The following is a 26,928-nucleotide window of genomic DNA, read 5'->3' on the forward strand; positions in this document are numbered from 1 at the left end:
GCCGCCAGCTCGCTAAGTGGCCAGTTGGTGTAGAGCAATAATTGGCGGGCCTTGTTCATTCTCAGCTCGGTCACCTTTGCCATTGGCCCCATGCCAAGGCATTGCTGACAGAGTCGGTGCAGATGGGGCACCGAGCAGGCCATTTGGCTGGCCAGTCGGGCCACACACCAAGGCTCATCGAGCCGCGCCTCGACTTTGCGAAACAGCGCCTGCAGGCGCCGCGTTGGGGTACCGCGCACCTCTCCTTGTAGGGTGCGCTCTAGCAGCGCCAACAACAGGCTGAGCAGTTGCGGCTGCAGGGGCGAGCGTCCCCCCTCTGCGTGTATCAGGCTGAGCAGGTGGTAGAGCTGATCGCCCTCATCCCCTTGCCAGATCCGATGCCCCAAGCGGTGCAGATGGCGCCAGCGTGGCACATCGTCCAGCAGTACCCAACTAATCTGCCACTGATCACCCACCAACGTGAGCCCACCGGGCACCGCTGCGGGCAGAAACACCAGCGATTTGGCGGCAATCGGCAGCTCCCCACTCTCCGTGAGCAGCGCCCCACCTTGGTCATGGCTCATCAGCAGAATGTGAAACTCGGGGCGGTTACGGCGGATCAGGTAGTGATCGCGTAAGGTCGACAGCCCAGTGAGAAAAATACCCGCCTCACCGAGCAGCGGCAGCCCTTCGCGCCCGAGCATCCGCTCCTCGCAGGTGGGGGCAATCTCTAGGCATTCACTGATAAACGCCATAGCACCTCAATAAGATAGTTTTGCACAATAAAGTCGAGATCCACTCACAGCGAAGCCTACTGCTATTTCCCCTATCATAGCGATGAAAACTCAATTTTTATCCATTCGGTTAACAGAAATGAATTATTGGCAGGCGATTTTAAAACAAACCACCGATCGCGAGTTCATGGCCCGTTTGTGGCGGCTGGCGCTGCCAGTGTCATTGCAGTCCATGATGTTTTCGCTGCTTGGCCTTATCGACATCATGATGGTGAGCCAGCTCGGCACCACTGAGGTGGCGGCGGTCGGGCTGGGTAACCGGGTGTTCTTCTTTAACCTGCTGGTGATCGCTGGGTTGGCTGGCGGGGTCTCGGTGTTGGCGGCGCAATACTTCGGGCGGGGCGAACTGGCTGGGGTGCGCCGCTCGTTGGCGTTGGCACTGGTGGGCGCGCTGCTGGTCAGCCTACCCTTTGCGCTGCTCTATGTGCTGGCGCCGGGCAGCGTGCTCGGCTTTGCCAGTGACGATCCGGCGCTGCGACTGCTGGCGGATCAATTCTTGATGATCACCGGCGCCACCATCCTCTGTACCGCCATCGTGGTGCCGCTAGAGTCAGCCCTGCGCTCGGTCGGCAATGCCGCGGCGCCAACCCGCATCGGTGTTATCGCCATCATCGCTAACGTCATCCTCAACTATGCCCTGATCTTCGGCCACTTCGGCTGCGAGGCGATGGGGGTCGCCGGTTCGGCGTGGGGCACGACGCTGTCACGTTTGCTGCAAACCGTCCTGTTGCTGATCTACGTGCAGCGTTATGAGGCGCGCCTGATCCCGCGTAAGGCTGACTGGTTGGCCGCTTTTCGGGGCAAGGAGGTGAAGCGCTTTACCCTGATTGCCCTGCCGCTGCTGTTTCATGATGGGCTCTGGGCTTTCGGCATGTTGATCTATGGCTTTCTGTTTGCCCATTTAGGCACCGATTCGCTTGCCATCATGACCACCCTAGGCACCCTTGAGAGCATCTTGATTTCGCTCTTCTTCGGGCTGGCGGTCGCCTGCTCCACCCTGCTGGGTCATCGGCTCGGGGCCGAGGAGTACGACGCCGCGTGGCAACACTCCCAGCTCTTTTTGCTGCTCGCCCCCATCGGCGCCCTGCTGGTGGGGATCGCGGTCTGGCTGCTGCAAACCAACCTGTTGCAGTGGGTCGGCAATTTGCCCGCCGAGCTGATGACCGAAGCGGGACAGGTGCTCGCTATCATGTGCCTTGGCATGTTGCTCAAGGTGTTCAATATGGTGGGGATTGTCGGGGTGCTGCGCTCTGGTGGCGATGTCAACTACACCATTTTTATCGACATCGTGGGCATGTGGTGCATCGGCTTGCCCCTTGCTTGGGGCGCGGTCAGCGTGCTTGGCTGGCCACTCTCTTGGGTGGTGGCGGTGGTGCTATTAGAGGAGCTGAGCAAGCTGCTGCTGGTGCAGCGCCGGATCCGGCAACGGCGCTGGTTGAAAAACCTGGTGATGGGCTAATGGCCGTTAACATGGCGTCATATCAATGACAGCAAATCCTCTCCTGCAGTATGCTAGCCCTCTACTCAAGCAGAGCCCATGAGTTCAAGTAGAGCCCATGAGCCCGCCTTGGCTCAGTTGTGGATTAAAAAGGAGCCACCGATGCAACCACAAAAAACCGTGATCAGCGAAACCGCCCTGCTGGCGATCGCCAACCAGATCATCACCGAACATGAGGACTTCATCCATGGGATGCGGGCCGATTCGGTGGTGCAAAAGGGCGATATTTTGGTGTTTAAAGGGGAGTTTTTCTTGGCCGAAGATGGTACCCCGACCGGCAAGACCATGGCGGTCTTCAATATGTTTAAACTGTTGGCCCAGCAGCTCTCTGGCACCTATCAACTCAGCTGATGTGCCCGCCACTGCCGCCCCAATTAGGCGAGCGGCAGTGGCAGTGATCGCGTCGCTTACCCTTTGGCCAGCCGCCGCTCAATGGCATCCATCAACATGCCAGTGATGTGCACGTCAAAGGCCGCTTCAATCTCGCGGATGCAGGTCGGGCTGGTGACGTTAATCTCGGTCAGCCGATCGCCGATGATGTCGAGACCGACGAAGATGAGCCCCTTCGCTTTCAGGGTCGGGCCCACCGCACGGGCGATGGCCCAGTCGGCTTCGCTCAGGGGGCGCGCTTCACCACGGCCACCGGCCGCCAGATTGCCACGGGTCTCCCCCTGCGCCGGAATGCGGGCGAGGCAGTAGGGAACCGGTTCACCGTCCACCACCAGCACCCGCTTGTCGCCCTCCTTGATGGCGGGCAGATAGGTCTGCGCCATGCAGTACTGGCTGCCGTGGGCTGTCAGGGTCTCGATAATCACGCCGACGTTGGCGTCATCCTCCTTCATGCGGAAGATGGAGGCGCCGCCCATGCCGTCCAGCGGCTTGAGGATCACATCCTTATGCTGGGCGTGGAAGGCGCGCAGTTTGTCGGCGCGGCGGGTCACCAGCGTGGTCGGGGTGTGCTCGGCAAACCAAGCGGTGTAGAGCTTCTCGTTGGCGTCGCGCAGGCTCTGCGGCTTGTTGACGATAAGGCAACCCTCATCTTCGGCCCGCTCCAGCATGTAGGTGGCGTAGATAAATTCGGTGTCGAACGGCGGATCCTTGCGCATCAGGATCACATCCAGCTCAGAGAGCGGCTGATCCACCACCTCGCCTAGGGTGAACCAGTTGGAATAGTCCTGCTTGACGGTGAGCGGGCGCATGGTGCCAAAGGCGCGACCAGCTTCCATGTAGAGATCCTGCATCTCCAAATAGAACAGCTCATAGCCGCGCTGTTGCGCCTCTTCGAGCATGGCAAAGCTGGAATCTTTCTTAATGTTGATGGTCGAGATGGGGTCCATCACGATGCCGAGTTTAATGGTCATCCGAATATCCTTCTGGTAGCTCGATTGCGAGTGAGATTCTTAAAACCTGTTCAAAGTCTGTTGCGAGAGGTCATCAGCAAGGTAAAGAGCAGCGCAGGAACCGGAGCGTATAGACATACGTGAGACCTCCCGGTTACCAATAAGCGAGCAGCGCATGAGCCTTGATCACGACCTGGCAGTAAGACATTGGACTGGTTTCAAGCGAGATCGCCAAAGCGGCACTGCAGCGCAGTTATCGCAGTCAGGGCGGCGGTTTCGGTGCGCAGCACCCGCGGCCCCAGCAGCATCTCTTTAAACTCTTCCTGCACGGTACGGGCGATCTCATCGCCGGACAATCCCCCTTCCGGGCCAATCAGCAGCCGTACCCCATGCTCGGGAACGGGCAGGGTGTTGATGCTGTACGGGGCGCGTGGGTGCAGATTGAGCTTGAGCTCTTGGGTCGGTTCGGCCAACCAAGCATCCAGCTCCATCGGCATGCGCACCTCGGGCACCACGTTGCGGCCGCACTGTTCGCAGGCGCTGATCACCACTTTTTGCCACTGCTCGCGTTTTTTCTCCAGCCGATCGGCCGGCAGCTTGACGCCGCAGCGCTCGGAGAAGAGTGGGGTGATGCAGGTGACGCCCAGTTCCACCGATTTCTGGATGGTGAAGTCCATCTTGTCGCCACGGCTGATCACCTGACCGAGGTGGATGGCCAGCGGTGACTCCACCGATTGGGTATCGCAGCTATCGATGGTCACTTCCACCGACTTTTTGCCCACATTAGCGATGGTTGCGGGGTACTGGTTGCCGTCGCCGTTGAACAGCTCAAGCTGCTGGCCCGGCTGCATCCGCAGTACTCGGCCGATATGGTTGGCGCCGTCTTCCGACAGGGCGAGGGTTTGGCCCACCTGCAGAGTGGCCGGTTCATAGATACGTGGAATGCGCATGGCTCAGTGTCAGTCTCTGGTTCAAGAGGAGGGATTTTAAATCCCTTGTGTCCATAGATGGGGTTATCGGCACTGCTTTTCAATAAAGGGGTTGCTATTGCCCTGCAGTTTAGTGATGCGGCGGTTGCGCTCGCACTCCCAACCCTCTGCCGGGTACTGTCTGTCCCAAGCGTCGAACAGTTTACGCTGTTGCGCCGCCAGACGCAGCCCATACTGCTGGCTCATATAGAGATAGGCGCGGGCAATCTGGCCCCGCACAGGCCCCTTGGGCGGCTGCACTCGGCGATCCTTGAAATCCACCAGCATCTGGCACTGGCCGTACTGATCGGGGGTGCCATTCCAGTCGGAGAAGCGGTAGTTGGCCCGATCGCCATTCACTTCGCCGATGGCGGGGAACAGGTTGTGCATGTCCCCCTCCATCTGGTTGAACTCCGGGCTCACCTTCTCGCAGTTCTTGCGACCTCCATCCTGCCAGCATTGGAGCTGGTGGCCGAACTCCCAAGCGGGCACTACGTGTTCCCACTCGATGCGGGCGGCGCGTTTGGCTTGTTTGCGCGGCTGATAGCCGCAGCTGGCGAGATCCGGGCTCATCTGTTTGCCCTGATAGTCAATGTCGCAGCCGCAGTAGAAGCTGGTGACGGTGGGCTGGCTGCGATAGAGCTTAACGAGCTCTTGCTTGGCTTCACGAAAGGTCTGGGCATGGAGGGGGAGGCTAACCAGCAGGGTTAATGCAATAGATGATAACGGGCGAAACATGACAATCCTTGATAATCAGAGCGTGGCGAATAAACGAAGGTGCGCACCCTAGCACAAGGGTGCGACACCGCGTGACTTAATCGAGCGAGGGGGCAGCGAGATCGATGGGCTCCAGTGCCGCTTGGCAGCGGCGACAGTGATAGCGGGCCTCGCCACGGGCCACCTTGTTGTGGCGGCGCAGCGACAGTTGATGCTGTTGGCAGAGGCAGCGATAGGGCATGGTTGGCTGGGCCAGTACCGCCAGATCGAAGCGATGGGTGGTGTTGGGCTCAAGGCCAAATACCTCCCGCATTACCGACTGCCACTGACGGCCATGGGGCAAGACCCGAACCCTGCTACGCCCTTGTCCCTGATATTCCCCCCACAGGGCATGCACCAGCAGATGGGCTACTTCATGGGGCACCACTTCGGCCAAAAACGCCTGCTGATTAGCCTGATAGAGGGTGGGATTAAAGCGCAGCTCCCAGGTTTGTAGCCGCGCCGCACCTGCTGCCCGACCCCGCATATTGCAGTAGATTTTCGGGCGGGCAAAGGTGCGGCCAAGGCGCGCCTGCGCTTGGACAAAACAGGCGTCAACGCGCTGCACGAGTTGGGATTCAAGTTGCGATGAGAGGGACGGCATCAAGGCTAATGTCTGGGTCAGATGGCAGAGGAGAGGTTAAGCAAGTGCTGGTGCGCAAGTCAAACAGTGGTCAGCAATGAACAGGGTAAGCAAAAAGGGGAGCTCGGCTCCCCTTTGTGTCACCCACCGTGGGTTATCACCAACCTTACAGGCCTGCGGCGCTGCGCAGCAGTTCGGCCTTGTCGGTGGCTTCCCATGGAAATTCGGGACGACCGAAATGGCCATAAGCGGCGGTGGCTTGGTAGATCGGGCGCTTGAGATCGAGCATCTCGATCAGGCCATAGGGGCGCAGTTCGAAGTGCTCGCGTACCAGCTTGACCAGCAGCGCTTCAGCCACCTTGCCGGTGCCAAAAGTCTCAACGCTGATGGAGGTAGGCTCGGCCACGCCGATGGCGTAGGAGACTTGCACTTCACAGCGATCGGCCAAGCCAGCGGCCACGATGTTCTTGGCCACGTAGCGGGCGGCGTAGGCCGCAGAGCGGTCAACCTTGGACGGATCTTTACCGGAGAAGGCGCCGCCACCATGACGGGCCATGCCGCCGTAGGTATCGACGATGATCTTACGACCGGTCAGACCGCAGTCACCCATTGGGCCGCCGATAACGAAACGGCCGGTCGGGTTGATGAAATATTTGGTCTCTTTGGTGATCCACTCTTGTGGCAGCACCGGCTTGATGATCTCTTCGCGCACTGCTTCCACCAGATCCTTGTGGCTGATGGAGTCGCAGTGCTGGGTAGAGAGCACCACTGCATCCACCCCTAAGATCTTGCCTGCGTCGTCGTAGGCGAAGGTCAGCTGGCTTTTGGCATCTGGGCGCAGCCACGGCAGGGTGCCGTTCTTGCGCACCTCGGCCTGACGCTTGACCAGCAGGTGAGAGTAGGTGATAGGAGCGGGCATCAGCACGTCAGTTTCATTGGTGGCGTAGCCGAACATCAGGCCCTGGTCACCGGCGCCCTGCTCCAGCGGATCGCTGCGGTCAACCCCTTGGTTGATGTCTGGGGACTGCTTGCCGATGGCGTTCAGTACGGCGCAGGAGTCGGCATCGAAACCCATGTCGGAGTGGGTGTAGCCGATGTCACGCACGGTATCGCGCACGATCTCTTCGATATCGACCCACGCGGAGGTGGTCACTTCACCGGCCACCATCACCATACCGGTCTTGACCAAGGTCTCGCAGGCAACACGGGCTTTAATATCTTGCTTGAGAATGGCGTCCAGGACCGCATCGGAGATCTGGTCCGCAATCTTGTCGGGATGGCCTTCGGAGACCGACTCGGAAGTAAACAGCTTTGCCATGGTGAGACTCTCAGCTTGTCTGGGGCTATCGCGCACGCAATAACCGAAAAAGTTAGGATGGGCGGTAGATGTATCTACATCTGGACGTCCATATTAATTAGCCCCCCCCCTTATTGCCAGCACTATTTATAAAGCACCGTTAAATGGCGCTTTTTTGGGCGGTGAGCCATCGTCGCTGGCTGATTTCAGTCTACGTCATCAATGTGCTGCTGTGAGAAATGGCGGCCATAACGGCAAGAAAAGCGACTCGCCTCGCAAAGCAACTTTATTCGCCCAGATAACATTTGCACCCCGCGCCCCCTGCTGGAACAATATGCGCCTTCAATCAGGCCATTAAATGAAGCAATCGCAGGAGATTCCGATGCCTTCTCGTAAAGAGCTTGCCAATGCCATTCGCGCATTGAGCATGGATGCCGTTCAACAAGCCAACTCCGGTCACCCGGGCGCCCCGATGGGGATGGCGGACATCGCCGAAGTGCTGTGGCGCAGCCACCTCAAACACAACCCAAACAACCCCAAGTGGGCTGACCGCGACCGCTTTATTCTCTCTAACGGCCACGGCTCCATGCTGCTGTACTCCCTGCTGCATCTCTCTGGTTACGACCTCTCTATCGACGATCTGAAAAACTTCCGTCAGCTGCACTCGCGCACCCCAGGTCACCCCGAGTACGGCTATGCGCCGGGCGTGGAGACCACTACTGGTCCGCTGGGTCAGGGCATCACCAACGCCGTGGGCATGGCGATCGCCGAAAAAGCCATGGCTGAGCAGTTCAACCAGCCGGGTCACGACATCGTTGACCACTACACCTACGCCTTTATGGGCGACGGCTGCCTGATGGAAGGGATCTCCCACGAGGCGTGCTCGCTGGCCGGTACCCTGCAACTGGGTAAATTGATTGCGTTTTGGGATGACAACGGTATCTCCATCGACGGTCACGTTGAAGGCTGGTTTACCGACAATACCCCCAAGCGTTTCGAAGCCTACGGTTGGCACGTGATTGCGGATGTTGACGGCCACAGCCCAGACGCGCTCAATGCCGCCATCGAAGCCGCCAAAGCCGAGACCGGCAAGCCGACTCTGATTTGCTGCCGCACCATCATCGGTTACGGTTCACCGAACAAGTCCGGTTCCCACGACTGCCACGGTGCCCCGCTGGGTAAAGACGAAATTGCGGCAACCCGCGCTTTCCTCAAGTGGGACCACGCGCCGTTCGTGATCCCGGCCGATATCGCTGGCGAGTGGAATGGCCGCGAAAAGGGCGCTGCGCTGGAAGCTGACTGGGTGGCCAAGTTCGCTGCCTATGAAGCCGCTCACCCGACCCTGGCTGCCGAATTCAAACGCCGTAGCACAGGCGAACTGCCAGCCAACTGGGCTGCTGAATCCGCCAAGATCATCGAAACCCTGCAAGCGAATCCTGCCAAGATTGCGACCCGTAAAGCGTCCCAAAACGCGCTGGAAGCGTTCGGCAAGCTGCTGCCGGAGTTCATGGGCGGCTCTGCCGACCTCGCACCGTCTAACCTGACCATGTGGTCCGGTTCCAAGTCCCTGACCAACGACGATGCCTCCGGCAACTACATCCACTACGGCGTGCGTGAGTTCGGCATGTCCGCCATCATGAACGGTATCGCCCTGCACGGTGGTTTCATCCCCTACGGCGCCACCTTCCTGATGTTTATGGAGTACGCCCGTAACGCCCTGCGCATGGCCGCCCTGATGAAGCAGCGCGCCATCTTCGTTTATACCCACGACTCCATCGGTCTGGGTGAAGATGGCCCGACTCACCAGCCGGTTGAGCAGATCGCCTCCCTGCGTCTGACCCCGAACATGAGCACCTGGCGCCCCTGTGATCAGGTGGAATCTGCCATCGCCTGGAAACACGCCATCGAGCGCACCGACGGCCCGACCTCGCTGATCTTCTCGCGGCAGAACCTGGCCCAGATGGACCGCAGCGCCCAGCAGCTGGCTGACACCGCCAAGGGGGGTTACGTGCTGAAGGATTGCGCTGGCAAGCCGGAACTGATCCTGATCGCCACCGGTTCCGAAGTGGAACTGGCCGTTGCCGCCTATGAGCAGCTGACAGCCAAGGGCCGTGCCGTGCGGGTGGTCTCTCTGCCGTCTACCGACGTGTTCGACGCCCAGTCTGCCGAGTACAAAGAGTCCGTCCTGCCGGCCTCCGTCACCAAACGCGTGGCTATCGAAGCGGGTATTGCTGACTACTGGTACAAGTACGTCGGTTTTGGCGGCAAGATCATCGGTATGACCACCTTCGGTGAGTCTGCTCCGGCCGAGCTGCTGTTCAAGGAATTCGGCTTTACCGTGGAAAACGTGGTTGCAACCGCAGAGTCCCTATAATCGCTGACCATTGGGCCAGCTTGGCCCAATAGCTAGAAAATAAAACGCCCCCCATCGCAAGATGAGGGGCGTTTTATTTTAAGAAATTTGTTGTGGATAGTAATGAATCATACTGCCTTAATTGTTAATATGTTTTTTTGAAATTAATTAAACGCAAATAAACTATATTTTTGAAATTTTATGTATATTAAAATTGACAATGAATATATGGATAGGGAATTAAATTTCTTATCAGATTTTATTTTATGGCGTTCAGCTATAGATAAGGAGAAAAAATGAGTTCTAATAGTAAACTGGATGCGATAGGGAAAAATCAATCTGCCTATATGTTAGAAACAGCATCAGATTATCTACGTGCTGCCAAGGTAATTTGGTTGCAACCAAATTTACAGACTGTTGCTATGGTCAATGCTGCAATTGCGATAGAGATAATATTGAAGAGTTTTATATCTCAACCCACTAATAACATGCGTAAAGGTACAGTTGGTGAACAGTATGAGATAAAGCAAAAAGTCCATCTCTTTAATGAAATAGCGGCAAAAATTGACAGAGATATATATGACAAATTGAATTTCTCTCGTTATTGTTCGTTTTTTGAAAAGAATAAGGCTTTATTTGTTGAAAGTCGTTATCCTTATGAGCCATCATCTCGAGGTGGTTTTAATGATGAGGCAATACGTGTTGGTATTGAGATATTCAATGCCACCATGAGATGGTATAAGGAAACCGGTAATGAGGACCCTTGGGTAAAAGCATATCCCGATGTGGCGGGTGGTCCTGTTTAATATACGCAACGTTCTTTAATTTTATGCCGTAAAAATAATCACCCTTCCTGTTACCTAAAAAGAGGCCAGCTACCAGCTGGTTTCTATTTTATTCGCAACCGATATTACATCAAGGCGATACCAAATTTACTGAGTAATTTTGACCACATTATAAATAAAACGATAGTGAGTGCGCAGCAACCCATTAGCGCCAACCAAAAACCATAACGCTGATATAGTAAAGGGAATATCAGGAACATGGGGAGGGTGGGGACGACATACCAGAATGTATACCACGCATGGTTAGCAATTTTCTGAGGATGTTGCCCTTCTAACTTCATCCACACTAATACCAGTAGCGTAACGATGGGGAGTGCGGCCAGTAACCCGCCTAATTTATCACTGCGTTTGGCAACTTCAGAGATCAGTACAACCATTGCGGCAGTTATCATGTATTTAAAGATCAGCCAAATCATAGCTATTCCCATCGGTCTTGATAAGTTATACCTCGTTATTATGACTCAGAGGTGAGAGTAATGACCTGCCATCGAACATTTTTAATGACGTTAAATAGATGGCTAAATATCAATCAACCCTCTATAGCAATTTATGTTTAATAATAAAGACGCGGCAGTGGATAAAAAGAGACCGGCCATCAGCCGGTCTCTTTTTTAATATTACCTGCTTACTGAGTTATACGCAGCCATGGCATAACGATTTTGCATATCAGACAGTAAAGAACTTGAAGTTGACGAATGCCACCGCAATAAAGGAGGCGGTCATGCCGCTGATCCCCAATATCGCTGGGCGAATAGCAGGCCAGCGATGGGCCAGCAAAATGATGGCCAGCAGGGTGGGGTAAAGGCCAAACATGTAACGGGGCATCGCGTTTAAACCGGTCATCAGCGGAATGGTGCAGCAGATGAACATCAGTGTGGCCTCTGCCCAGCGTTTTTGGCTGAACAGATAGAGATTGAGGCACCAGCCAAACATCACCATGATCGAGAGATAGGCTTTGCGTCCCCCCAGTTCAAACCCGCTTAACCACCAGTCGATGGGGCTGTCCATGTAGCGACCCCATGCCACCTGAATGTGTTTAAACGCTAAGGCGTCGCCCGTCAGGTGATAGAGATAAAACATGTAGGCAAATAGACCGAATGGGATGATCCACAAGGTCAGCACCACCTTGAAAGCCCGCTCGGTGAAGCGGAAAAACTCACGCCAGCCATAGGCTTGCAGCGCCAGGATCAACACCGGAAAGACCATCATGACCCCGAGGTTGCGCGTGGCAGAGAGGCCAACCCCCAATACCGCGACCCATAACCACTGCTCCCGATAGGCAAACAGAAACATGCCGAGCATGAGCGCCATAAACATCGGCTCGGTATAGCCGGAGACGAAATAGGCGGAAAAAGGGGAAAATGCCAGTAACCAGACCCCAAATCGTGCGGTGTCATCGCCCAGTTTGAGTTGGCGCAGCACTAACAGCAGCAGCGGCAGGGAGGCAAAAAAGCCGATATTCGCCACCAGCATCAGGCCGATCAGGCTCTCTACATTGAGTAAATGAGAGAGGGCACCCGATAAGATCGGATAAAGCGGCATAAAGGCCCAGTTGGCCGCATTGCCCTTGCTGAGCCAGCGGGGGTAGAGATCGTAGCCATTTTCGATGATGCGCTGGAACCAGACGCAATCGAATTGACAGTAGGCCTGCAACGGCCCGATGTCGGTGGCGCCATAGAGTTGCACGCCGAAATAGCCCATGCCATACAGGGCGACGCGGCTCAACACGAAGGCGGCAACGATCATCAGCCAGTCGCGGCCGCTAATGGCCAGCGAGGGGCGGTAGGGGCCGGTGTTGCCTGTGGGCAGGGTGGTGATGTCATTCATTAGGCAAATACCCAGACGCGAGAAAGAAGATAAGTGAGTACGGTGACGGCTAACGACGCTATCACCACTGGCAGCAGGCCTGCAAAACCAGCCAGCAGCAGGCCGCTTAAGATCAGGTTACGCACCGCCAGTGAACCGAGCGCCACCAGCAGAAATTTGCCGACAGCGCCCTGTTTCTGAAAGGTGATGTAGCGATGGCCAAAAAAGGAGAACCAGAACGCAATGGCAAACGCCAGCGTAGTGACCAGATGTTCAGAGATGGTTGGCCAGGTGTGAAACAGGGCGATAGAGGTGCCAAGATCGACGAGGGTCGCCCCCCCGCCGACAAATCCAAAACGAACCAATCGCCAGAATTCCTCGCGGGAGATCATTGCGGCGCCTGCTCCTGCTTATCTTGTTGGGTATTAGCCGCAGGCTGCTGATCTGGCGCTGAGTTAGCATATTGGCCATAGATCCCTTCGATGAGGTAGACCGGACGCTGTTTCACTTCCACGAACATCCGCCCGATGTATTCACCGATAATCCCCAGCGACAGCAGTTGGATACCGCCCAGAAACAGTACCACCGACATCAATGAGGCATAACCGGGCACATCAATGCCGAAGAACACCACTTGGGTGACAATCTTAAGAATGTAAAGGAAGGCCACCAAGGAGACGCCGACGCCGACGTAGCTCCAGACGCGCAGCGGCCAGCTGGAGAAGCTAAGCAGGCCGTCGAGGGCGAAGTTCCATAGTTTCCAGTAGTTAAACTTGGTTTCGCCAGCATGGCGAGCGGGGCGCTCGTAGGGGACACCCACCGCACGGAAGCCAGCCCAGGCAAACAGCCCTTTCATGAAGCGGTTACGCTCTGGCAGCAGTTTGATGGCCTCGACGACGCGGCGATCGATCAGGCGAAAGTCCCCAGCGTTCTCTGGCAGCTTGGTGCTGGTGGAGAGGGCGTTGAAGAAGCGGTAAAAGCCACCGGCAGTAAGGCGCTTCATCGGGGTGTCAGCGCTGCGATCGACGCGGATGCCATAGACGGTGTCGTAGTCACCGGTCTGCCACAGTTTGACGAACTCTAAGATCAGGGCGGGGGGATCTTGTAGATCCACGTCCATCGGGACGATGGCATCCCCTTTGGCTTGATGGAGACCGGCGGTCAGGGCCGCTTCTTTACCGAAGTTGCGAGCGAGGTTGACCAAGGTCACGCGCGGATCGCGGGCGATGGCCTGCTCGACCACTTCGCGGGTACGGTCACGGCTGCCATCGTTGACGAACACGATCTCAAGTTGATCTTTCAGTGGCGCCAATTCGGTGTCGATCGCGTTGATAAAAGCGTCGATGCTCTCTTCTTCGTTATAAACGGGAACGACTAAAGAGAGTCGGAAATGAGAATGCGACATGAGAACGTCCTTATTTTTGAAAAGTAATGAGAAAAAGGGCTGACAAGATGACATTGCTTTACTGGGCGACCGTTAACCGTAGCGATTGCACATTGAGCGGAGTGGGGGCCGATAGCGCCAGATAGTTGGGCTGTTTGGGATCGGCGGTCAGCGAGGCGGCGGGCAGGTGGAGCAGGATCTCGTTCATGCCAGCTTTGGCCAGCTTGACGGTCGTGGTGAAATCTGCGCCCAGCGCAACATTGAGCAGCGCCCCAGCTTCAGGGCTGTTGATCCGAGCTTGGACCGTGAGCTGATCCGGATTGGCCAACTGTTTAGGCAATACGAAATAGACTCCGCCCTTGCCACTGAGCTCTGTCCCTTCTGCGCTCGGCTTCTTGGCCCAGCCCTCACTTGACAGAAAACGGCTTGGTTTGGTCAGGTTAAGCTCATTGCCTGATTGATAGGTCATGCTGGAGTTATGTTCCCAAAAGCGGGTTTTACCTTCCAAGTAATAGAGCTTGTAAGCCAGACTGACATTGGGGTGTGCAGCGAGATAGAGGGTATAGAGGTAAAAACCACTTAACGCCAAGATTGCGGTTAGAAAACCAAGCTTTTTATAGGTCATATTACTCTCAGTGTGCCTGACAAAACGGGTAGGCGTATTTCGGTGCGTATGCTAATCCAATTGCAAAAAAAGCATAGTGGATCACAAAAATAAATTCGGTCATATATTAACCCCTTTACGCTTGCCTGCCAAACCGTGCGGTCAGCGAGGGGTTGGCGCTCCAGCTGGTTCGTGGCATGCCGATGAGGTTAGGGTTGGCTTCGATTGAGTTTTTTCCTGCTGCGTCATGATCTTACATTTGCGGTTTTTTTGGGCCTCGCCTTATGATGGCGACATCTTTCTGCCAAGGATGACTGTCATGAAGCGGCTCTTCTGCGGTTTACTGTTTGTCTTGTCGGTTCCCCACGCCATCAGTGGGTCTCTTTGCCCTGTGCCATTGCAAATCGGTTTTGATAATTGGCCCCCTTACCATTACTACCGCGCTGATTCTCGCCAGCCGGTGCAGGGGGTTGCGGTGGAAACCCTCAATGCGGTATTGGCGAAGCTAGGTTGCCACGCTCACTATGTGGAGCTGCCTTGGCGACGGGTCTTGCATGAAATTGAGCTAGGTAAACTTGATGTCGCTATGGAAGTTTCTTTCAACAATGATCGAGCTCGTTATGCTCGTTTTTCTGAGTCGTATAATCCCGGTATGACCACTTTGTGGACGCGAAAAGAGTACCCCAATGGTAAAAAAGAGCTGGCAAGCTGGCTGGCGAGCGGCAACATTCTTGGGGTTACCAAAGACTATGTTTATGCTGACGATGTAATAGCACTGCTGTCACGTTATGCAGAACAAGTGAGTGTGGTTAATAGTGATCGGCAAAATTACGGCAAGTTGATGCTGGGCCGGATCGACGGCTTTTTGGGTGATATGCTCGCCACCTCTTGGGGAGTAATGAATGAGGGGCTCAGTGGGCAAATCGTTCCGCACAAGATGGTGATCTATGAGTTACCGACCCACTTTCTGTTCAGTAAGCGCCATTTTTCCCTCGAGTTTATGCGCCAGTTTGACCATGCCTTGGCCACATTTAAAACGACTCCCGAGTATCAGCGTATTTGGCAGCGTTATTCGTTAACGAAGGTGAACGGGTAACGCGACCGCGATTAACGCACCACTGTTAGTATGACTAAACGGGTATCCATCAAGCTGAGGTGTTCATGAAGACGAGGTATTGGTTTGCGTTAGTCGCAGCGGTCTGGTTTGCGCCTTTCCCTGCCTGGTGCGTGCAGGCTGCCCAGACGCAGGGGGTGACAAGTTCAGCTCAGCAAGATTGGTATCAAGGCCGCGATAGCGCGCAGGCTCGTGCAGAGTTAGAGCAGCAATTACAAGAGGTGGCACTGGCACGGCTGCACCCTGAGTTTTTGCGGCTGTGGCGTCAGCTACACACTACCCCCGTAGACGTAAGATCTCCCCTCTATGATGAAGTCTTTGCCAAATTAGCGCGGTTTCAGCAGGCGTGGCGGGCCATGGGTTTGGTTGCACGTGAACAGATGAAAACCGTCAAAATTGATCTGGCTAAGCCGCTAATGAGCGATGTGCAGGGGACTGATTTGCTGGCGCAACTGGTGGCATTACGCCCCCAAGTAGCCGAGTATGAGGCGGTCAGGGCCAAGGTAAAGAACCTCCTGAGTATGCCGATGGCCAGCACATGGCCAACCCTAACCCTACCCACGTTGCGACCGGGTGACACCCATCCTGAGCTAGGGCTTATCCGCACTATGCTCAATGAGCTTGGCGATGGTGCGCCAACCGACGATGACCCCCGCTACGATGCTGATACTGAACTTGCGGTAAAGGCGTTTCAACGTCGCCATGGGTTGACCGTGGATGGCATTATTGGTCGGCAAACTCGCTCTTGGCTCAATACGGGACCCAAGGTGCGTGCCAGCTTATTACTGCGCAACCTCTGGCGTCGTGATGTGGTGGAACAACTGGCGACGCCGCGTTACGTATTGGTCAATATTCCCGATTATCGGCTGAGTGTGGTGAATGCAGGCAGTGAAGTGTTTGTGAGTCGAGTGATTGTGGGCAAAGAACAACGGGCCACGCCGATCCTTGCCAGTGAAATCCGCTCTATCGTGCTCAATCCGCCATGGCATGTGCCACGTTCTATCTTGAATAACGACATTCTACCGAGGTTGGCACGAGATCCGGGCTACTTAGGGCGGGAGCAGTTCGAGGTCATTGACGGGTCAGGCAACACCATGCAGTTTAGTGACGATGGCTGGCATCAGGCCTTGGCAGCGGGGTTCCCTTATCGCTTGCGGCAAAAACCAGGGGATCATAACGCACTGGGCCGCTACAAATTTGATCTGCCCAACAACGATGCGATTTATTTGCACTCGACTCCCCGTAAGTCATTGTTTGAAAAAGGGGCTCGTGCATTTAGTTCGGGCTGTATCAGGGTTGAACGCGCAGATGAACTGGCGACCCTGCTGTTGGCAGACTCTCGTTATCAACCCGACAAGGTCACCGCGATCTTGACCCAAGGCAACACCAAGTGGCTCTCCTTGCTGACGCCGGTCCCGGTATTTACCGTCTACTGGAGTAGCTGGCTTGATGAGGAGGGGCAACAGCAATTACGTAACGATATTTATGGGTTTGATCACCCGAGTGTCAGCGCTAGCTTGTTGTAACCAGCGCTGCGCTATGCTCCCTGACGCTACTAAGAGGTAGGGCTTGATAGTGGTGTCGGGGGAGCGGTGGATAGTGCGAGCGGTAGTGGGATCGATGGCGGGATGATGGCACGCTGACGTTGATCCTTCGCGGTCCCAGCAAGGTGAGGCTGGCCCCGTGCAGATGCTATTAAAGCGGGCAACGTGGCCAGACGTAATTAAGGAGGAGGGAGTCAAGCGCTGGAGTAGCCGTGTGTCATTCGGTTTGAAGTGGGTTCAGTTGCGCATCATCGCTGCTGTTTACACATATACATCTGCTCGTCAGCCAAGCGCAGCAAGGTTTCCAGATGGGGTGGTTTCACGGGGTTGTAGTCAACCATCCCAAGCGAGCAGGCGAGTTGATAGGGTTTGCCGCTGTTGGCATTGAATTGCTCTAGGGCTTGGGCGACCCGCGCTTGGATATGTGTCTTATGTTGCTGCCCTGCACCAGGTAGTAGCACCACAAATTCATCTCCCCCCAGACGGGCCAAAATATCGGCATCTCTGAACACCGAGCAGAGTAACCCTGCCATGTTGCGCAAGGCGTCATCCCCTATTTCATGGCCAAACTGATCGTTAATCGCTTTGAAATGGTTAAGGTCAAGAAACAGCAAGGAAGAGGGATGCTGGGCGCGATAAGCATATTGCAGGCTCTTTTCTGCTAGCAGCATAAAGCCCCGTCGGTTGGTGATCCCCGTTAACTCATCAAGGGTTGCCAGTTGGATGGCACATAACTCGCTTTCCACCATGGATGCTAAGTCGGCCAGTAACAGCCGATCCCGTTCATTCAGCGATCTGGCTTTGTTATCAATAAGGCATAAGGTGCCAAGCTTTAACCCTTTCCCTACTTCTAGTGGATGACCGGCATAAAAGCGTATAAAGGGGGCATCAGTGACCAGCGGATTATCTGCAAAGCGCGGGTCTTGGGTGGCATCTTCGACCACAAACAAGCTATCACCGAGGATCGCGTGACCACAAAAGGAGATATCCCTAGGTGTCTCCAGCACCGGCAAGCCGCAGCAGGATTTAAACCACTGGCGGTTCTCATCGACTAGCGAGATCAAGGCAATAGGCACCCCAAACATGTTGCGGGCCATACGGGTAATGCGATCGAAACGCTCTTCCGCTGAGCTGTCGAGAATGGCTAGCCGTCTGAGAGCATCAAGGCGTTGTTGTTCGTTATCTGGGGTAGTGGGTACTTGCATGAGGGGCTCCCTATGGTCGAAGTGTTCTACTTCTACCATATCTGCTCTCGTTTGACACACTCTTGCCATGCTAGGGGGAGGCAGTTTCTCGCCACGCCTTTGGTTATCCGCCACCCAGGGGTTAACAAACAGCCAGGCTAGGCCTAACATGGCGGGATGCATTGGCTGCAGGGCAACAGGGTATGGCGCAATTAAAAAAGGATCTTGGACTGTGGCAGGGGATGGGGCTATTGGCTACGTCACTGCTGGGCACCGGGATTTTTGTGGTGCCTGCGACGGCTGCGTCGCTGGCGGGGGATGCCTCATTGTGGGCGTGGTTGTTGCTGATCGGACTGGTATTACCGATCGCCTTTACCTTTGCACGGCTGGGGCGCCGCTATCCCCACGCTGGCGGTGCGCCGCATCTGATTGGCCTCGCGTTTGGTAAAGGGGCTGAGCGCTTCTCGGCCTTCCTCTTTCTGGCGGTGTTACCGGTGGGCTTGCCGGCAGCGTTGCTGATCGCGGCCGGTTTCTGGCAGGCCTTGTTTGAGATGGGACCGTGGACATTATGGGCGATCCAGCTGTTCACCTTGCTGGGGGTCTTGCTGCTCGGGGTGCGGGGCGCTCGCTCTTCTGGCAATTTACAGCTGTTGATCGCGCTGGCGATTTTAGGGCTGACCCTGCTTATTTGGTTCAAGGGGGAGCTGAGTTGGCGCGAGGGGGCCGTACCGCTACCTGATGTTGCCCAGTGGCCTGCCATGGCGACGGCATTGGCGGTGATGTTTTGGTGTTTCGTTGGGCTAGAGGCGTTTGCCCACATGGGGGAGGAGTTCAAGCAGCCAGAGCGCGATTATCCGGTGGCCTTGCTGGGCGGCGTACTGCTGGCGGGGCTTATCTACTGGGTCCACTCGCTGGTGGTGCTCAAATATGGGCTTTATGGCGAGGCGGCGGATAATGCGACGGCCATGCCGACCCTGCTGGCGTTGCTGTTTGGGCCGACCGCTAAGTGGTTGGTGGCGATCTTGGGCTATCTCTCCTGCTTTGCCAGCATCAACATCTATCTGCAAGGGTTTGCGCGCCTGATTTGGAGCATGGCCCGCGAGGGCAAGTTGCCGCCAAGTTTGGCCCAGCTCTCTGCGCGGGGGGCGCCACTCGCGGCGCTGGGGCTGGTATTGGGGATTTGTGTTGTCGCCGGTTCGCTCAGTCTATGGTTGCAACTGCCCCTTGATGAGCTGATCCGCTATGCCAATGGTAACTTTGTGTTGGTCTATCTGCTCTGCATGGCGGCGGGTTGGCGGCTACTCAGTGGGATAGGCAAGGGACTGGCGGGGCTTAGCGTGTTGCTCTGCCTCTTGGTGCTGGTAGCGTTGTCTTATCAACTGCTCTATGCCGTGTTGTTAGGGGCGGGATATGGTGGCGTCAGCCTGTTGCGGCGTTATCTGCGTCGTCAGCGCCAGCAGACCTTGGGCTCTGCCACCTGATAAGTCGTACCACCTATCACCAAAGCCCTGTGGAACAGGGCTTTTTAGTTTGGTTGGTGGCTATTACCAAATTTTCACCCGCTTCTGGGGCGGCAGATAGAGCTTGTTGTCCGGCTGAATATTGAACGCCTTGTAGAAGGCCGGAATATTGGGCACCACCCCGTTGACCCGGTACTCAGGGGGCGAGTGGGGGTCGGAGCGCAGCAACATCTGCATCAGCTCGGGGCGATACATCCCCTTCCACACCTGCGCCCAGCCGAGGAAAAAGCGCTGCTCGCCGGTAAAACCATCCAGCACTGCTGGCTCCTTGCCATCTTGTGATAGCTCGTAGGCCTTGTGGGCGATGGTGAGCCCACCCAGATCGCCGATGTTCTCGCCCAAGGTGAACTGGCCGTTGACGAACTGGCCATTGATGGGCTCGAAGCGGTTGTACTGGGCCACCAGCCGGCTGGTACGGAAGCGAAACTCCTTGAGATCCTTGGGCGTCCACCAGTTACGCATCATGCCGTCACCGTCGGATTTGGCCCCTTGGTCATCAAAACCATGGCCCATTTCGTGGCCGATGATCCCGCCGATGGCACCGTAGTTGACCGCATCATCCGCTGTCATGTCGAAGAAGGGAGGCTGCAAAATGGCCGCTGGGAAGACGATTTCGTTATTGCTCGGGTTGTAGTAAGCGTTCACCGTTTGCGGGGGCATGTGCCACTCGTCCCGATCAACCGGCTTGGCAAGGCGTGCCAGATTATCGGCGTATTCAAACGCCCGAGCACGCTGGAGGTTGCCGACCAGATCCTCGGGCTTGATGGCGATGGCGCTGTAATCTTGCCACTTATCGGGGTAGCCAATTTTGGGGCGGAACTTAGCCAGCTTCTCAAGGGCCTGTGCCTTGGTCTCTGGCGACATCCAGTCGAGCTCCTCGATGCTCTGGCCGTAGGCGGTGCGCAGGTTTTCTACCAGTTGCTCCATTCGGGCTTTGGCCGCGGGCGGGAAGTAGCGTGCTACATAGAGCTGACCCACCGCTTCGCCCAGATGCTCGTTCAGCACCCCGAGTGCCCGCTCCCAGCTAGCGCGCTGTTTGGGCGTGCCGCTCAAGGTGGTGCCGTAGAAGGCGAAGTTAGCGCCGTCGGTATCGCCATCAAGATAGGGGGCATAGTCGCTGAGCAGTTGCCACTTGAGGTAGGCCTGCCAGTCGGCAATGGGGGTCTTGGCCATCAGCTGATCCAGCGCGCTTAAGTAGGTTGGCTGACCGATGATGAGATCCGCCTGGGCAGCAATGCCCGCTTCGTTCAGATAAGCCTGCCAGTCGAGGTGGGGGGCAAGGCGCGTCAGTTCGTTGAGGGGGCGCTTGTTGTAGTTCTTCTCCCGATCCCGCAGAGCGACCTTATCCCACTGCAGGGTGGCGAGCTGGGTTTCGAGGGCCAGAATCCGCTTGGCCTTGCCGCTTGGATCAGGCTCCCCTAGGCGGCTCAACATGCCCGCGATATGTTGCTGATACTGCTGGCGCAGCGCGCGACTGTTGGCATCTTGCTTGAGGTAGTAGTCGCGATCCGGCAATCCCAGCCCCCCTTGATAGAGGTAGACCGCATAGCGGTCGGGGGCTTTGGCATCGGCACTGATGCCGACACCAAATGGGGCGCTGCCGCCGCTACGACCTGCCTGGGCGAACGCGCGGGCCAAGGACGCCTGATCGGTTATCTGGTCTAGTTTGGCCAGCATGGGGGCCAGCGGGGTGAGCCCTTTGGCATCGCGGCCTGCCTGATCCAGATAGCTGGCGTAGAGATCGCGGATCTGCTGGGTTGGCGTGCCGCTGGTGGCCTCTGGTTCGGCAAGAGCCTCGACCAACACCCGCAGGTCAGCGAGGGATTTATCCCGCAGCATATAAAAAGCACCATCCGCGGGGCGATCATCGGGGATCTTGGCGGTGGCGAGCCACTGGCCATTGACGTAGCGGAAGAAGTCGTCGCCCGGCTTGATACTGGTATCCATGTTGGCCAGTGCCAGCCCAGAGAGGGGGGCGGAGGAGTGCGGTGCTTGACTGCAGCCTGCCAGCAGGGCCAAGCCGATCAGGCCAGCCAGTATGCTTATCTTGTTGTTCATTGTGCTCTGATTCCGATTCACGTTGGGTGCGTCTTTGCCAAGCATCCTCAGGGGGAGGTGCGTTGGGGTTTGCGCGGGCGAGCCCTACTCTAGGGTGGGTGGTTGCCTCAGTGCAAGGGGCAGGGGCGAGCTTGCGGCGCGCGACTCTGCTAATATCGGCCGATCCGTTTTGGGGAAGCCTATGATTGTTCATCTTTATGATCGCTTTTGTCAGACTCTGCCAGCACCAGAAGGTTCCACCCGACTGCTAGTGGCCTTCAGCGGTGGCCTCGACTCCACCCTGCTGCTGGTGCTGGCGGCGCAGTTTGCCCATGCCCATCAACTGGTGCTGCGAGCCCTGCATGTGCATCACGGGCTGAGCCCCCATGCCGATGAGTGGGTGGCTCATTGCGAGTCGGTCTGCCAGCAGTTGGCGGTGCCGCTCCTCGTCGAGCGAGTGCAGTTGGCGCGGGGCAATGGCGAGAGTGTGGAAGCGCAAGCGAGAGCGGCTCGCTATCAATGCTTAACGGCGCACATGGCGGCAGGGGAGTGGCTACTCACCGCTCACCATCAAGACGATCAGCTGGAGACCCTGCTGCTGGCGCTCAAGCGCGGCGCAGGCGTGCGTGGTTTGGCAGGCATGGTGCCAAGTCAGCCCTTTGCCGCTGGCCTGTTGCTGCGTCCGCTGCTCGATATGAGCCGCGCCGAACTGGCCAAGGCGGCCGCGACCCTGCCCTATGGTTGGGTGGAGGATGAGAGCAATCAGGACGTGAGCTATGACCGAAATTTTTTGCGCCAGCAGCTGATTCCCCAGCTCAAGGCGCGCTGGCCTGCCATGGCCCGTACCGCCGCCCGCAGCATGGCGCTGTGCGCTGAACAAGAGACGTTATTGCAAGAGATCGCAGAGCAGGACTGGCAGCAGATCCGTGACGGCGATCGCGCAGTGGCTGGGGCGCTACCCATTGCTCCGCTGCAGTTACTCTCTCCTGCTCGGCGCAACAATGTGCTGCGCTATTGGCTGCGCCATCAGGGTGCGGTGATGCCCTCGCGCGAGCTGCTGAGTCGGTTATGGCAAGAGGTCGCCCTTGCTGGGGCTGATGCTAACCCGCAACTGGAGATGCAAGGGCGAGTTTGGCGCCGCTTTGCGGGGCGGCTCTATTGGCTTGAGGCTGCCCCTGAGGTTGGGGAGGTGGTGCTGCCGCTGCGTGTCGGCGATCGGCTGCTATTACCCGCTGCGCTGGGGTTGCTATCACTGCAGCGCCAGCAACACGGAGCCGAGCTTCGGCTGCCGTTGGCGAACGAACCGCTGTCGGTACGATTTCAGGTGGCACCCGGCACCATGCTCAAGCCGGCGGGGCGCAGTGGCAGCCGGCGCTTAAAAAAGTTGCTGCAGGAGTATGGGGTGCCCCCTTGGCTACGGGGGCGCTTGCCGATCCTCTATTACGGCGAGCAGGTGGCCGCGGTAGTGGGGCTGTTTGTCTGCGCCGAGTTCTTACCCTCGGGGGAAGGGGTGAGTTGCTGCTGGCAAGCAACCCACGGCGATCTGCGCGTGGCGGAATCGGCAGACTCATAACCGGGTTGGCCAGCCACGACTCACTGCTTACTGGGCTTGGCGTTGAGTTTGGCGGGGCTGGCGCCTAAGCCCAGCAAGGCTCCGCCAATGATTAACGCACCAGCCAGCCAATGGCGAGAGGTGAGCTGCTCACCATTGAGCCCGACCAGTAGCAAGGTGCTCAGCAGCGGCGTGAGATAGGAGAGAGCGCCGATCCGACGTGGATCGCCCTCGCGCAGCGCCAAATACCACGTCACAAATGCCGCCCCCATGGGGCCAAGGGCTAACCCGACGATCAACCACCAGTCAGCGCGGGGGATTTGGGCCAATGGTAGGGGCCCTTCTACGGCCCATGCCAGCAACAGCGCCAATATGCCCGCAGGCAGACAGGCCGCAGCAGTGACCACTGCCGGCGCTGGGGGCAAGCGGCGCGCCAGCACCGAATAGAGTCCCCAGATAATGGCCGCGCTAAGGGCCAGTAAGTAGCCGGGTAAATAGGCTTGCTGCAGTTGTAATTGGCCATTGACCATCACCAACATCGATCCCGCTAAGCCAAGCGCCCCCGCCAGCAGATGGCGAGGCTGCAAAGGGTGACTGGGGAGCAGCAAAGGGGTGAACAGGATGATACACAGCGGCCACAGGTAATTGATGAGATTGGCTTCTAAGACTGGGGCGTGGCGAAAGCTCATAAACAGCAGCAGGTGATAAAGCAGCAAGGTGGTGATCGTCACCAGCCAAGTCACCGGACGGGCCCGCCATTGCCGCCACAATGGCAGGGCGCCGAGGCCACAGAAAAACAGCACCAAGCCCACCAAGACGAGGGGGGATACGCTGGTTACCCGAGAGGTGAGCGCCGCCAGAGAGGCCCACAACACTATCGTTAACAGGGCAAAGCCAGTCGACTTGTCCCACCATCCGTTCGCTTGCATCCCACTCTCCTTTCCCGCTCGCTGGGTTCGCGCCGATGAGTCTGGTATTTGGCATCGACGCCGCCCATGATCCGTGCCGCTGTTATCTGGAGGCGGGAGTGTATCTGCGGGCGATCCATCACTCAAGCAGATGCCACCCGCTCAGGGCCAATCAGGCGCCACCTGCTGCACTATGTGGCGATCCGCGGTGAGTGATGATCGCCGCAGCGATGGATTATGACTGACGCGGGCCCGTGGCCGTGGGGTGGTGCTCAGTTTGCTCGGCTAACTCCTTGCCAAGGAAGTAATTGAGGAAGGTGCGGATCACCGCAATAATCGCCAGACGGATCAGCTCCTCCTTACTCGGCGCCACCGTAGTGGCCAGGATGTCAGCGGCGAGTTGGAACTCCAGCGCTAAGATCAGCCAACTGCCAAAGCAGAGGCGGATCTGCGGAAAACCGGGCTGATGATCTCGGACCCGCGCCGCCAGCCAGAGGGTCTTGCCCAGCCCAATCACCACACAGGCCACGGAGATGACCTCCAGCAGCAGCTGGCACAGCTCGACCCCGTGCATCATTGTTTCTTTCAGACTTGCTATCTCAATCACAGAGAGCACCTCCTTAAGGGCAAAGAGGACACTATTAACATATTGATTGGGAAAGGCCAAATCAGTCTCGGTTAATCATTTTAAATTCAATCAGATAGAGCCATTGTCAAACTAGAGATATGGTGTGGATCTGGGCGGTGAGCTTGAGAGAGGAGAGAGGCCCTCGCCAACCCAGAGTGAACTGGTGGCACATTATCCGCGTATTAAGGTCGGTAGCCGTGATAGGGGATAACGATTGTGGTGAGCCAGCCCGCAGCTTTTGGCTAAACAGCTAGTCCGATCGCGCTATTTGGGTAAGATGACCAGGTCATTGACAGCATCGTGACCAATACCGTTTATGGCGAGGTGTTTGCGTTGCTATTTATTACTAATCAAAGGAGAACGTGATGAAAAAGGTGATGACTCTGTTGTTGCTAAGTGGTTTGGCGGCGCCGGCACTGGCTGATGAGTGTGCATTGGTGATCGAAGGCAATGACGCCATGCAGTACAACCTCAAAGAGATGAGTGTGCCTGCGACCTGTAAGGAGGTGACCATCACCTTGAATCACACCGGCAAGTTGCCTGTCACGACGATGGGCCACAACTGGGCACTATCGAGCACTGCTGATTATCAGGCGGTAGCGACGGCGGGGATCACTGCTGGGGCTGACAATGCCTACTTGCCTAAAGATGATCCTCGCGTCTTGGCATACACCAAGCTGATTGGCGGCGGGGAGAGTACCAGCGTTACCTTCAAGACCGAGGGGCTGGCTGGTAAAGATCTGACCTTTTTCTGCTCGTTCCCAGGCCATTTCGCCATGATGAAAGGATCGTTCAAAGTCGGTTAATGCCGGCGCGTTACGCAGCCGAATTGATCTGCGAAAAGCCGGGCTTGCCCGGCTTTGTGGTTTTTATCGGTGAGCGCTGGGCCGCTAGCGTGGGGATAAGGTAAAAAATACGACGGTTGTTTGCTGTTGACATTGCAACGGGATGCTTGGCTCACCGCTCACGACCAAGGTGTCATCGGGGACGAGCGTGTGGTGCTGCACCGTGAGTTGGCCGCTGACGAGGTAGCAAAGATAGGTTTTCTCTGCCGTAAGGGTGAGCGTGAGCGGGCCGGCGAGGCGCAATACCCGCACATTGGCTTGCCAGCGGTCAGGGTGGTAGATAAGACCTAGGTCAATCACCTCTTTTTTGAGCAGTGCGCAGTGGGTCTCCTCATCGCCACTGAAATGGGCCGCTTCCAACGTGGCGTAAGGATGGCCGTTGAGCACGAAGCCTGCGCCACTGAGCGCCAGCAAAATCCGCTGGTAGCCCGCAAAATGGGAGAACCGGCCCGCCTCTTTGATTGGCGCTGAGCTCAGGCGGTAGTCAAAGTCGAGTTTGTCCAAGCTGGCGCTGGGCGGGGAGATCAGGATCTGGGTTGTGGTGCCCTGCTTATTTTTCCAAGGCATCGGTTGGTAGTCTGACTTGCTGAGCAGGGTGAACACGGCTATCTCCTTGGGATAAACGTCACAGAGAGCAGGATGGCTTGGCCGCTGCTCTCTGATCATCAGCGTGCTGGCAAAGAGGGCATGTCACTCTTGGCCATTCTAATTCGACATGGCGAAACGGGCTTCGAGGGCGGCGAGCCGGTTGGCAAGATCGCTCACGGTCTGTTCCAGCTCACTGAATCGATCGGCGGCAGGGGAGGCATAGGCGATGGTGCTATCTTGCAGCGCCTCAACATCGACCTCGCCACTGAACAGGTGAGCATAACGGGATTCACGCTTGCCTGCTTCACGGGGGAGTTTCACCACATAAGGCCCACGTTCATTGAGGGTCTGGAGTACTGCATCCACTTCGGTGACATCATCAAAACTGCACAGGCGGTTGGTGCGTGAGCGCAGCTCCCCCGGTGTTTGCGGGCCGCGCAGCAGCAGCTCGCAGAGAATACCCAGCTCGCGGGGATCAAATTTCAGTTCGCCAAACTCGGTATTGCAGAAGCGGTGTTGATAGCGGGGTACCCGAGCGTTAAAGCCTGCGGTGTTGACCACCAACCGTTTGCGAATTAACTCATCGATGACGGCGCGGATATCAAGCTCAGAGAGCTCCAGAACCGGTTCGCGGTTGCTCTTTTGATTACAGGCATTGAGCAGTGCGTTGAGGGAAAGGGGGTATTGATCTGGAGTGCAGATCTCTTTTTCAATCAGGCAGCCAATCACGCGGGCTTCTAATGGGCCTAGCACTAATTCCATGTTTTACTCCCTGCTAAAAGACGTCAAGAGGCTCTATCT

The 26,928-nt window shown here is 56.8% G+C and carries 26 protein-coding genes; 9 read left to right on the top strand and 17 right to left on the bottom strand.

Annotated features, from left to right (window positions below; translation table 11 throughout):
- Nucleotides 1-734: helix-turn-helix transcriptional regulator (locus tag CUC53_RS06675; protein WP_167386709.1), on the bottom strand; the 734-nt coding region annotated here is incomplete at its 3' end.
- Nucleotides 735-852: 118 nt separating this feature from the next.
- Here CUC53_RS06675 and CUC53_RS06680 point away from each other — a divergent pair.
- Nucleotides 853-2,232 (top strand): MATE family efflux transporter, encoded by a 1,380-nt coding sequence (locus CUC53_RS06680; protein WP_100293432.1) that lies wholly within the window; start codon nucleotides 853-855, stop codon nucleotides 2,230-2,232.
- 141 nt (nucleotides 2,233-2,373) lie between these two features.
- Nucleotides 2,374-2,622, top strand: coding sequence for a DUF2498 family protein (locus CUC53_RS06685; RefSeq protein ID WP_100293433.1), 249 nt, complete (start codon nucleotides 2,374-2,376; stop codon nucleotides 2,620-2,622).
- 56 nt (nucleotides 2,623-2,678) lie between these two features.
- Here CUC53_RS06685 and gshB read toward each other — a convergent pair whose 3' ends face one another.
- From gshB to metK, 5 genes are all read right to left on the bottom strand, one after another.
- On the bottom strand, nucleotides 2,679-3,632 hold the full coding sequence (gene gshB / locus CUC53_RS06690; RefSeq protein ID WP_100293434.1) for a glutathione synthase: 954 nt from the start codon (nucleotides 3,630-3,632) through the stop codon (nucleotides 2,679-2,681).
- A gap of 197 nt (nucleotides 3,633-3,829) precedes the next feature.
- Nucleotides 3,830-4,561 carry a 16S rRNA (uracil(1498)-N(3))-methyltransferase gene (rsmE, locus tag CUC53_RS06695; protein ID WP_100293435.1) on the bottom strand — a complete coding sequence of 244 codons (732 nt, stop codon included), beginning with the start codon at nucleotides 4,559-4,561 and terminating at the stop codon, nucleotides 3,830-3,832.
- A 63-nt stretch (nucleotides 4,562-4,624) separates the two neighbouring features.
- Nucleotides 4,625-5,317 carry an endonuclease gene (locus CUC53_RS06700; RefSeq protein ID WP_100293436.1) on the bottom strand — a complete coding sequence of 231 codons (693 nt, stop codon included), beginning with the start codon at nucleotides 5,315-5,317 and terminating at the stop codon, nucleotides 4,625-4,627.
- A gap of 76 nt (nucleotides 5,318-5,393) precedes the next feature.
- Entirely contained in the window at nucleotides 5,394-5,939 is a 546-nt protein-coding gene (locus CUC53_RS06705) for a SprT family zinc-dependent metalloprotease (protein WP_100293437.1), read from the bottom strand.
- 145 nt (nucleotides 5,940-6,084) lie between these two features.
- Nucleotides 6,085-7,236 carry a methionine adenosyltransferase gene (metK, locus tag CUC53_RS06710; protein WP_100293438.1) on the bottom strand — a complete coding sequence of 384 codons (1,152 nt, stop codon included), beginning with the start codon at nucleotides 7,234-7,236 and terminating at the stop codon, nucleotides 6,085-6,087.
- 361 nt (nucleotides 7,237-7,597) lie between these two features.
- Between metK and tkt the strand changes: the two genes are divergently transcribed.
- Together tkt and CUC53_RS06720 are read left to right on the top strand one after the other, a co-directional pair.
- A complete protein-coding gene (tkt, locus tag CUC53_RS06715; RefSeq protein ID WP_100293439.1) occupies nucleotides 7,598-9,589 on the top strand; it encodes a transketolase in 1,992 nt (663 codons plus the stop codon).
- A 275-nt stretch (nucleotides 9,590-9,864) separates the two neighbouring features.
- Entirely contained in the window at nucleotides 9,865-10,374 is a 510-nt protein-coding gene (locus CUC53_RS06720; protein WP_100293440.1) for a hypothetical protein, read from the top strand.
- 104 nt (nucleotides 10,375-10,478) lie between these two features.
- Here CUC53_RS06720 and CUC53_RS06725 read toward each other — a convergent pair whose 3' ends face one another.
- The 5 genes from CUC53_RS06725 to CUC53_RS06745 all read right to left on the bottom strand — a co-directional run bounded on the left by CUC53_RS06725 (nucleotide 10,479) and on the right by CUC53_RS06745 (nucleotide 14,228).
- A complete protein-coding gene (locus CUC53_RS06725) occupies nucleotides 10,479-10,829 on the bottom strand; it encodes a DUF3147 family protein (RefSeq protein WP_100293489.1) in 351 nt (116 codons plus the stop codon).
- A 250-nt stretch (nucleotides 10,830-11,079) separates the two neighbouring features.
- Nucleotides 11,080-12,240 (bottom strand): hypothetical protein, encoded by a 1,161-nt coding sequence (locus CUC53_RS06730; RefSeq protein WP_100293441.1) that lies wholly within the window; start codon nucleotides 12,238-12,240, stop codon nucleotides 11,080-11,082.
- Complete coding sequence (locus CUC53_RS06735) at nucleotides 12,240-12,611, bottom strand: GtrA family protein (protein WP_100293442.1); 372 nt, start codon at nucleotides 12,609-12,611, stop codon at nucleotides 12,240-12,242. The genes CUC53_RS06730 and CUC53_RS06735 overlap by 1 nt, the downstream gene beginning before the upstream one ends.
- On the bottom strand, nucleotides 12,608-13,624 hold the full coding sequence (locus tag CUC53_RS06740; RefSeq protein WP_100293443.1) for a glycosyltransferase family 2 protein: 1,017 nt from the start codon (nucleotides 13,622-13,624) through the stop codon (nucleotides 12,608-12,610). Before CUC53_RS06740 ends, CUC53_RS06735 begins: the two co-directional genes overlap by 4 nt.
- 58 nt (nucleotides 13,625-13,682) lie before the next feature.
- Nucleotides 13,683-14,228 (bottom strand): hypothetical protein, encoded by a 546-nt coding sequence (locus tag CUC53_RS06745; RefSeq protein WP_100293444.1) that lies wholly within the window; start codon nucleotides 14,226-14,228, stop codon nucleotides 13,683-13,685.
- Nucleotides 14,229-14,526: 298 nt separating this feature from the next.
- Between CUC53_RS06745 and CUC53_RS06750 the strand changes: the two genes are divergently transcribed.
- Complete coding sequence (locus tag CUC53_RS06750) at nucleotides 14,527-15,303, top strand: substrate-binding periplasmic protein (protein ID WP_100293445.1); 777 nt, start codon at nucleotides 14,527-14,529, stop codon at nucleotides 15,301-15,303.
- 65 nt (nucleotides 15,304-15,368) lie between these two features.
- Complete coding sequence (locus CUC53_RS06755) at nucleotides 15,369-16,847, top strand: L,D-transpeptidase family protein (protein ID WP_100293446.1); 1,479 nt, start codon at nucleotides 15,369-15,371, stop codon at nucleotides 16,845-16,847.
- A 266-nt stretch (nucleotides 16,848-17,113) separates the two neighbouring features.
- Here the strand turns inward: CUC53_RS06755 and CUC53_RS06760 are convergent, their stop codons facing one another.
- Nucleotides 17,114-18,070 carry a GGDEF domain-containing protein gene (locus CUC53_RS06760; protein WP_100293447.1) on the bottom strand — a complete coding sequence of 319 codons (957 nt, stop codon included), beginning with the start codon at nucleotides 18,068-18,070 and terminating at the stop codon, nucleotides 17,114-17,116.
- A 182-nt stretch (nucleotides 18,071-18,252) separates the two neighbouring features.
- Between CUC53_RS06760 and yjeH the strand changes: the two genes are divergently transcribed.
- Nucleotides 18,253-19,530 carry an L-methionine/branched-chain amino acid transporter gene (gene yjeH / locus CUC53_RS06765; RefSeq protein WP_100293490.1) on the top strand — a complete coding sequence of 426 codons (1,278 nt, stop codon included), beginning with the start codon at nucleotides 18,253-18,255 and terminating at the stop codon, nucleotides 19,528-19,530.
- Nucleotides 19,531-19,593: 63 nt separating this feature from the next.
- On the opposite strand, the gene CUC53_RS06770 is transcribed toward yjeH, so the two are convergent.
- A complete protein-coding gene (locus CUC53_RS06770) occupies nucleotides 19,594-21,627 on the bottom strand; it encodes a M13 family metallopeptidase (RefSeq protein ID WP_100293448.1) in 2,034 nt (677 codons plus the stop codon).
- Nucleotides 21,628-21,808: 181 nt separating this feature from the next.
- Here CUC53_RS06770 and tilS point away from each other — a divergent pair, with 181 nt between their 5' ends.
- On the top strand, nucleotides 21,809-23,179 hold the full coding sequence (gene tilS / locus CUC53_RS06775) for a tRNA lysidine(34) synthetase TilS (RefSeq protein WP_100293449.1): 1,371 nt from the start codon (nucleotides 21,809-21,811) through the stop codon (nucleotides 23,177-23,179).
- A gap of 20 nt (nucleotides 23,180-23,199) precedes the next feature.
- Here the strand turns inward: tilS and CUC53_RS06780 are convergent, their stop codons facing one another.
- Nucleotides 23,200-24,087 (bottom strand): DMT family transporter, encoded by an 888-nt coding sequence (locus CUC53_RS06780; RefSeq protein ID WP_100293450.1) that lies wholly within the window; start codon nucleotides 24,085-24,087, stop codon nucleotides 23,200-23,202.
- 214 nt (nucleotides 24,088-24,301) lie between these two features.
- Nucleotides 24,302-24,673 (bottom strand): DUF1622 domain-containing protein, encoded by a 372-nt coding sequence (locus tag CUC53_RS06785; RefSeq protein ID WP_157798211.1) that lies wholly within the window; start codon nucleotides 24,671-24,673, stop codon nucleotides 24,302-24,304.
- A 386-nt stretch (nucleotides 24,674-25,059) separates the two neighbouring features.
- Between CUC53_RS06785 and azu the strand changes: the two genes are divergently transcribed.
- Nucleotides 25,060-25,500, top strand: coding sequence for an azurin (azu, locus tag CUC53_RS06790; RefSeq protein ID WP_100293451.1), 441 nt, complete (start codon nucleotides 25,060-25,062; stop codon nucleotides 25,498-25,500).
- Between the two features lie 84 nt (nucleotides 25,501-25,584).
- On the opposite strand, the gene CUC53_RS06795 is transcribed toward azu, so the two are convergent.
- Nucleotides 25,585-26,142 carry a HutD family protein gene (locus tag CUC53_RS06795; RefSeq protein ID WP_100293452.1) on the bottom strand — a complete coding sequence of 186 codons (558 nt, stop codon included), beginning with the start codon at nucleotides 26,140-26,142 and terminating at the stop codon, nucleotides 25,585-25,587.
- A 102-nt stretch (nucleotides 26,143-26,244) separates the two neighbouring features.
- Nucleotides 26,245-26,889 carry a YceH family protein gene (locus tag CUC53_RS06800; protein WP_100293453.1) on the bottom strand — a complete coding sequence of 215 codons (645 nt, stop codon included), beginning with the start codon at nucleotides 26,887-26,889 and terminating at the stop codon, nucleotides 26,245-26,247.
- Nucleotides 26,890-26,928: the final 39 nt, after the last annotated feature.

This window comes from Aeromonas cavernicola (assembly GCF_002795305.1).
Lineage (GTDB): Bacteria > Pseudomonadota > Gammaproteobacteria > Enterobacterales > Aeromonadaceae > Aeromonas > Aeromonas cavernicola.

Excerpts from the sequence above, each read along its gene's own strand:
- azu (WP_100293451.1), top strand. The coding sequence starts at position 25,060 with ATGAAAAAGGTGATGACTCTGTTGTTGCTAAGTGGTTTGGCGGCGCCG.
- gshB (WP_100293434.1), bottom strand. The coding sequence starts at position 3,632 with ATGACCATTAAACTCGGCATCGTGATGGACCCCATCTCGACCATCAAC.
- tilS (WP_100293449.1), top strand. The coding sequence starts at position 21,809 with ATGATTGTTCATCTTTATGATCGCTTTTGTCAGACTCTGCCAGCACCA.
- rsmE (WP_100293435.1), bottom strand. The coding sequence starts at position 4,561 with ATGCGCATTCCACGTATCTATGAACCGGCCACTCTGCAGGTGGGCCAA.
- CUC53_RS06770 (WP_100293448.1), bottom strand. The coding sequence starts at position 21,627 with ATGAACAACAAGATAAGCATACTGGCTGGCCTGATCGGCTTGGCCCTG.
- CUC53_RS06780 (WP_100293450.1), bottom strand. The coding sequence starts at position 24,087 with ATGCAAGCGAACGGATGGTGGGACAAGTCGACTGGCTTTGCCCTGTTA.
- tkt (WP_100293439.1), top strand. The coding sequence starts at position 7,598 with ATGCCTTCTCGTAAAGAGCTTGCCAATGCCATTCGCGCATTGAGCATG.
- CUC53_RS06755 (WP_100293446.1), top strand. The coding sequence starts at position 15,369 with ATGAAGACGAGGTATTGGTTTGCGTTAGTCGCAGCGGTCTGGTTTGCG.
- CUC53_RS06745 (WP_100293444.1), bottom strand. The coding sequence starts at position 14,228 with ATGACCTATAAAAAGCTTGGTTTTCTAACCGCAATCTTGGCGTTAAGT.
- CUC53_RS06735 (WP_100293442.1), bottom strand. The coding sequence starts at position 12,611 with ATGATCTCCCGCGAGGAATTCTGGCGATTGGTTCGTTTTGGATTTGTC.
- CUC53_RS06760 (WP_100293447.1), bottom strand. The coding sequence starts at position 18,070 with ATGCAAGTACCCACTACCCCAGATAACGAACAACAACGCCTTGATGCT.
- CUC53_RS06700 (WP_100293436.1), bottom strand. The coding sequence starts at position 5,317 with ATGTTTCGCCCGTTATCATCTATTGCATTAACCCTGCTGGTTAGCCTC.
- CUC53_RS06750 (WP_100293445.1), top strand. The coding sequence starts at position 14,527 with ATGAAGCGGCTCTTCTGCGGTTTACTGTTTGTCTTGTCGGTTCCCCAC.
- CUC53_RS06725 (WP_100293489.1), bottom strand. The coding sequence starts at position 10,829 with ATGATTTGGCTGATCTTTAAATACATGATAACTGCCGCAATGGTTGTA.
- metK (WP_100293438.1), bottom strand. The coding sequence starts at position 7,236 with ATGGCAAAGCTGTTTACTTCCGAGTCGGTCTCCGAAGGCCATCCCGAC.
- CUC53_RS06720 (WP_100293440.1), top strand. The coding sequence starts at position 9,865 with ATGAGTTCTAATAGTAAACTGGATGCGATAGGGAAAAATCAATCTGCC.
- CUC53_RS06740 (WP_100293443.1), bottom strand. The coding sequence starts at position 13,624 with ATGTCGCATTCTCATTTCCGACTCTCTTTAGTCGTTCCCGTTTATAAC.
- CUC53_RS06705 (WP_100293437.1), bottom strand. The coding sequence starts at position 5,939 with ATGCCGTCCCTCTCATCGCAACTTGAATCCCAACTCGTGCAGCGCGTT.
- CUC53_RS06685 (WP_100293433.1), top strand. The coding sequence starts at position 2,374 with ATGCAACCACAAAAAACCGTGATCAGCGAAACCGCCCTGCTGGCGATC.
- CUC53_RS06680 (WP_100293432.1), top strand. The coding sequence starts at position 853 with ATGAATTATTGGCAGGCGATTTTAAAACAAACCACCGATCGCGAGTTC.
- CUC53_RS06730 (WP_100293441.1), bottom strand. The coding sequence starts at position 12,240 with ATGAATGACATCACCACCCTGCCCACAGGCAACACCGGCCCCTACCGC.
- CUC53_RS06800 (WP_100293453.1), bottom strand. The coding sequence starts at position 26,889 with ATGGAATTAGTGCTAGGCCCATTAGAAGCCCGCGTGATTGGCTGCCTG.
- yjeH (WP_100293490.1), top strand. The coding sequence starts at position 18,253 with ATGGCGCAATTAAAAAAGGATCTTGGACTGTGGCAGGGGATGGGGCTA.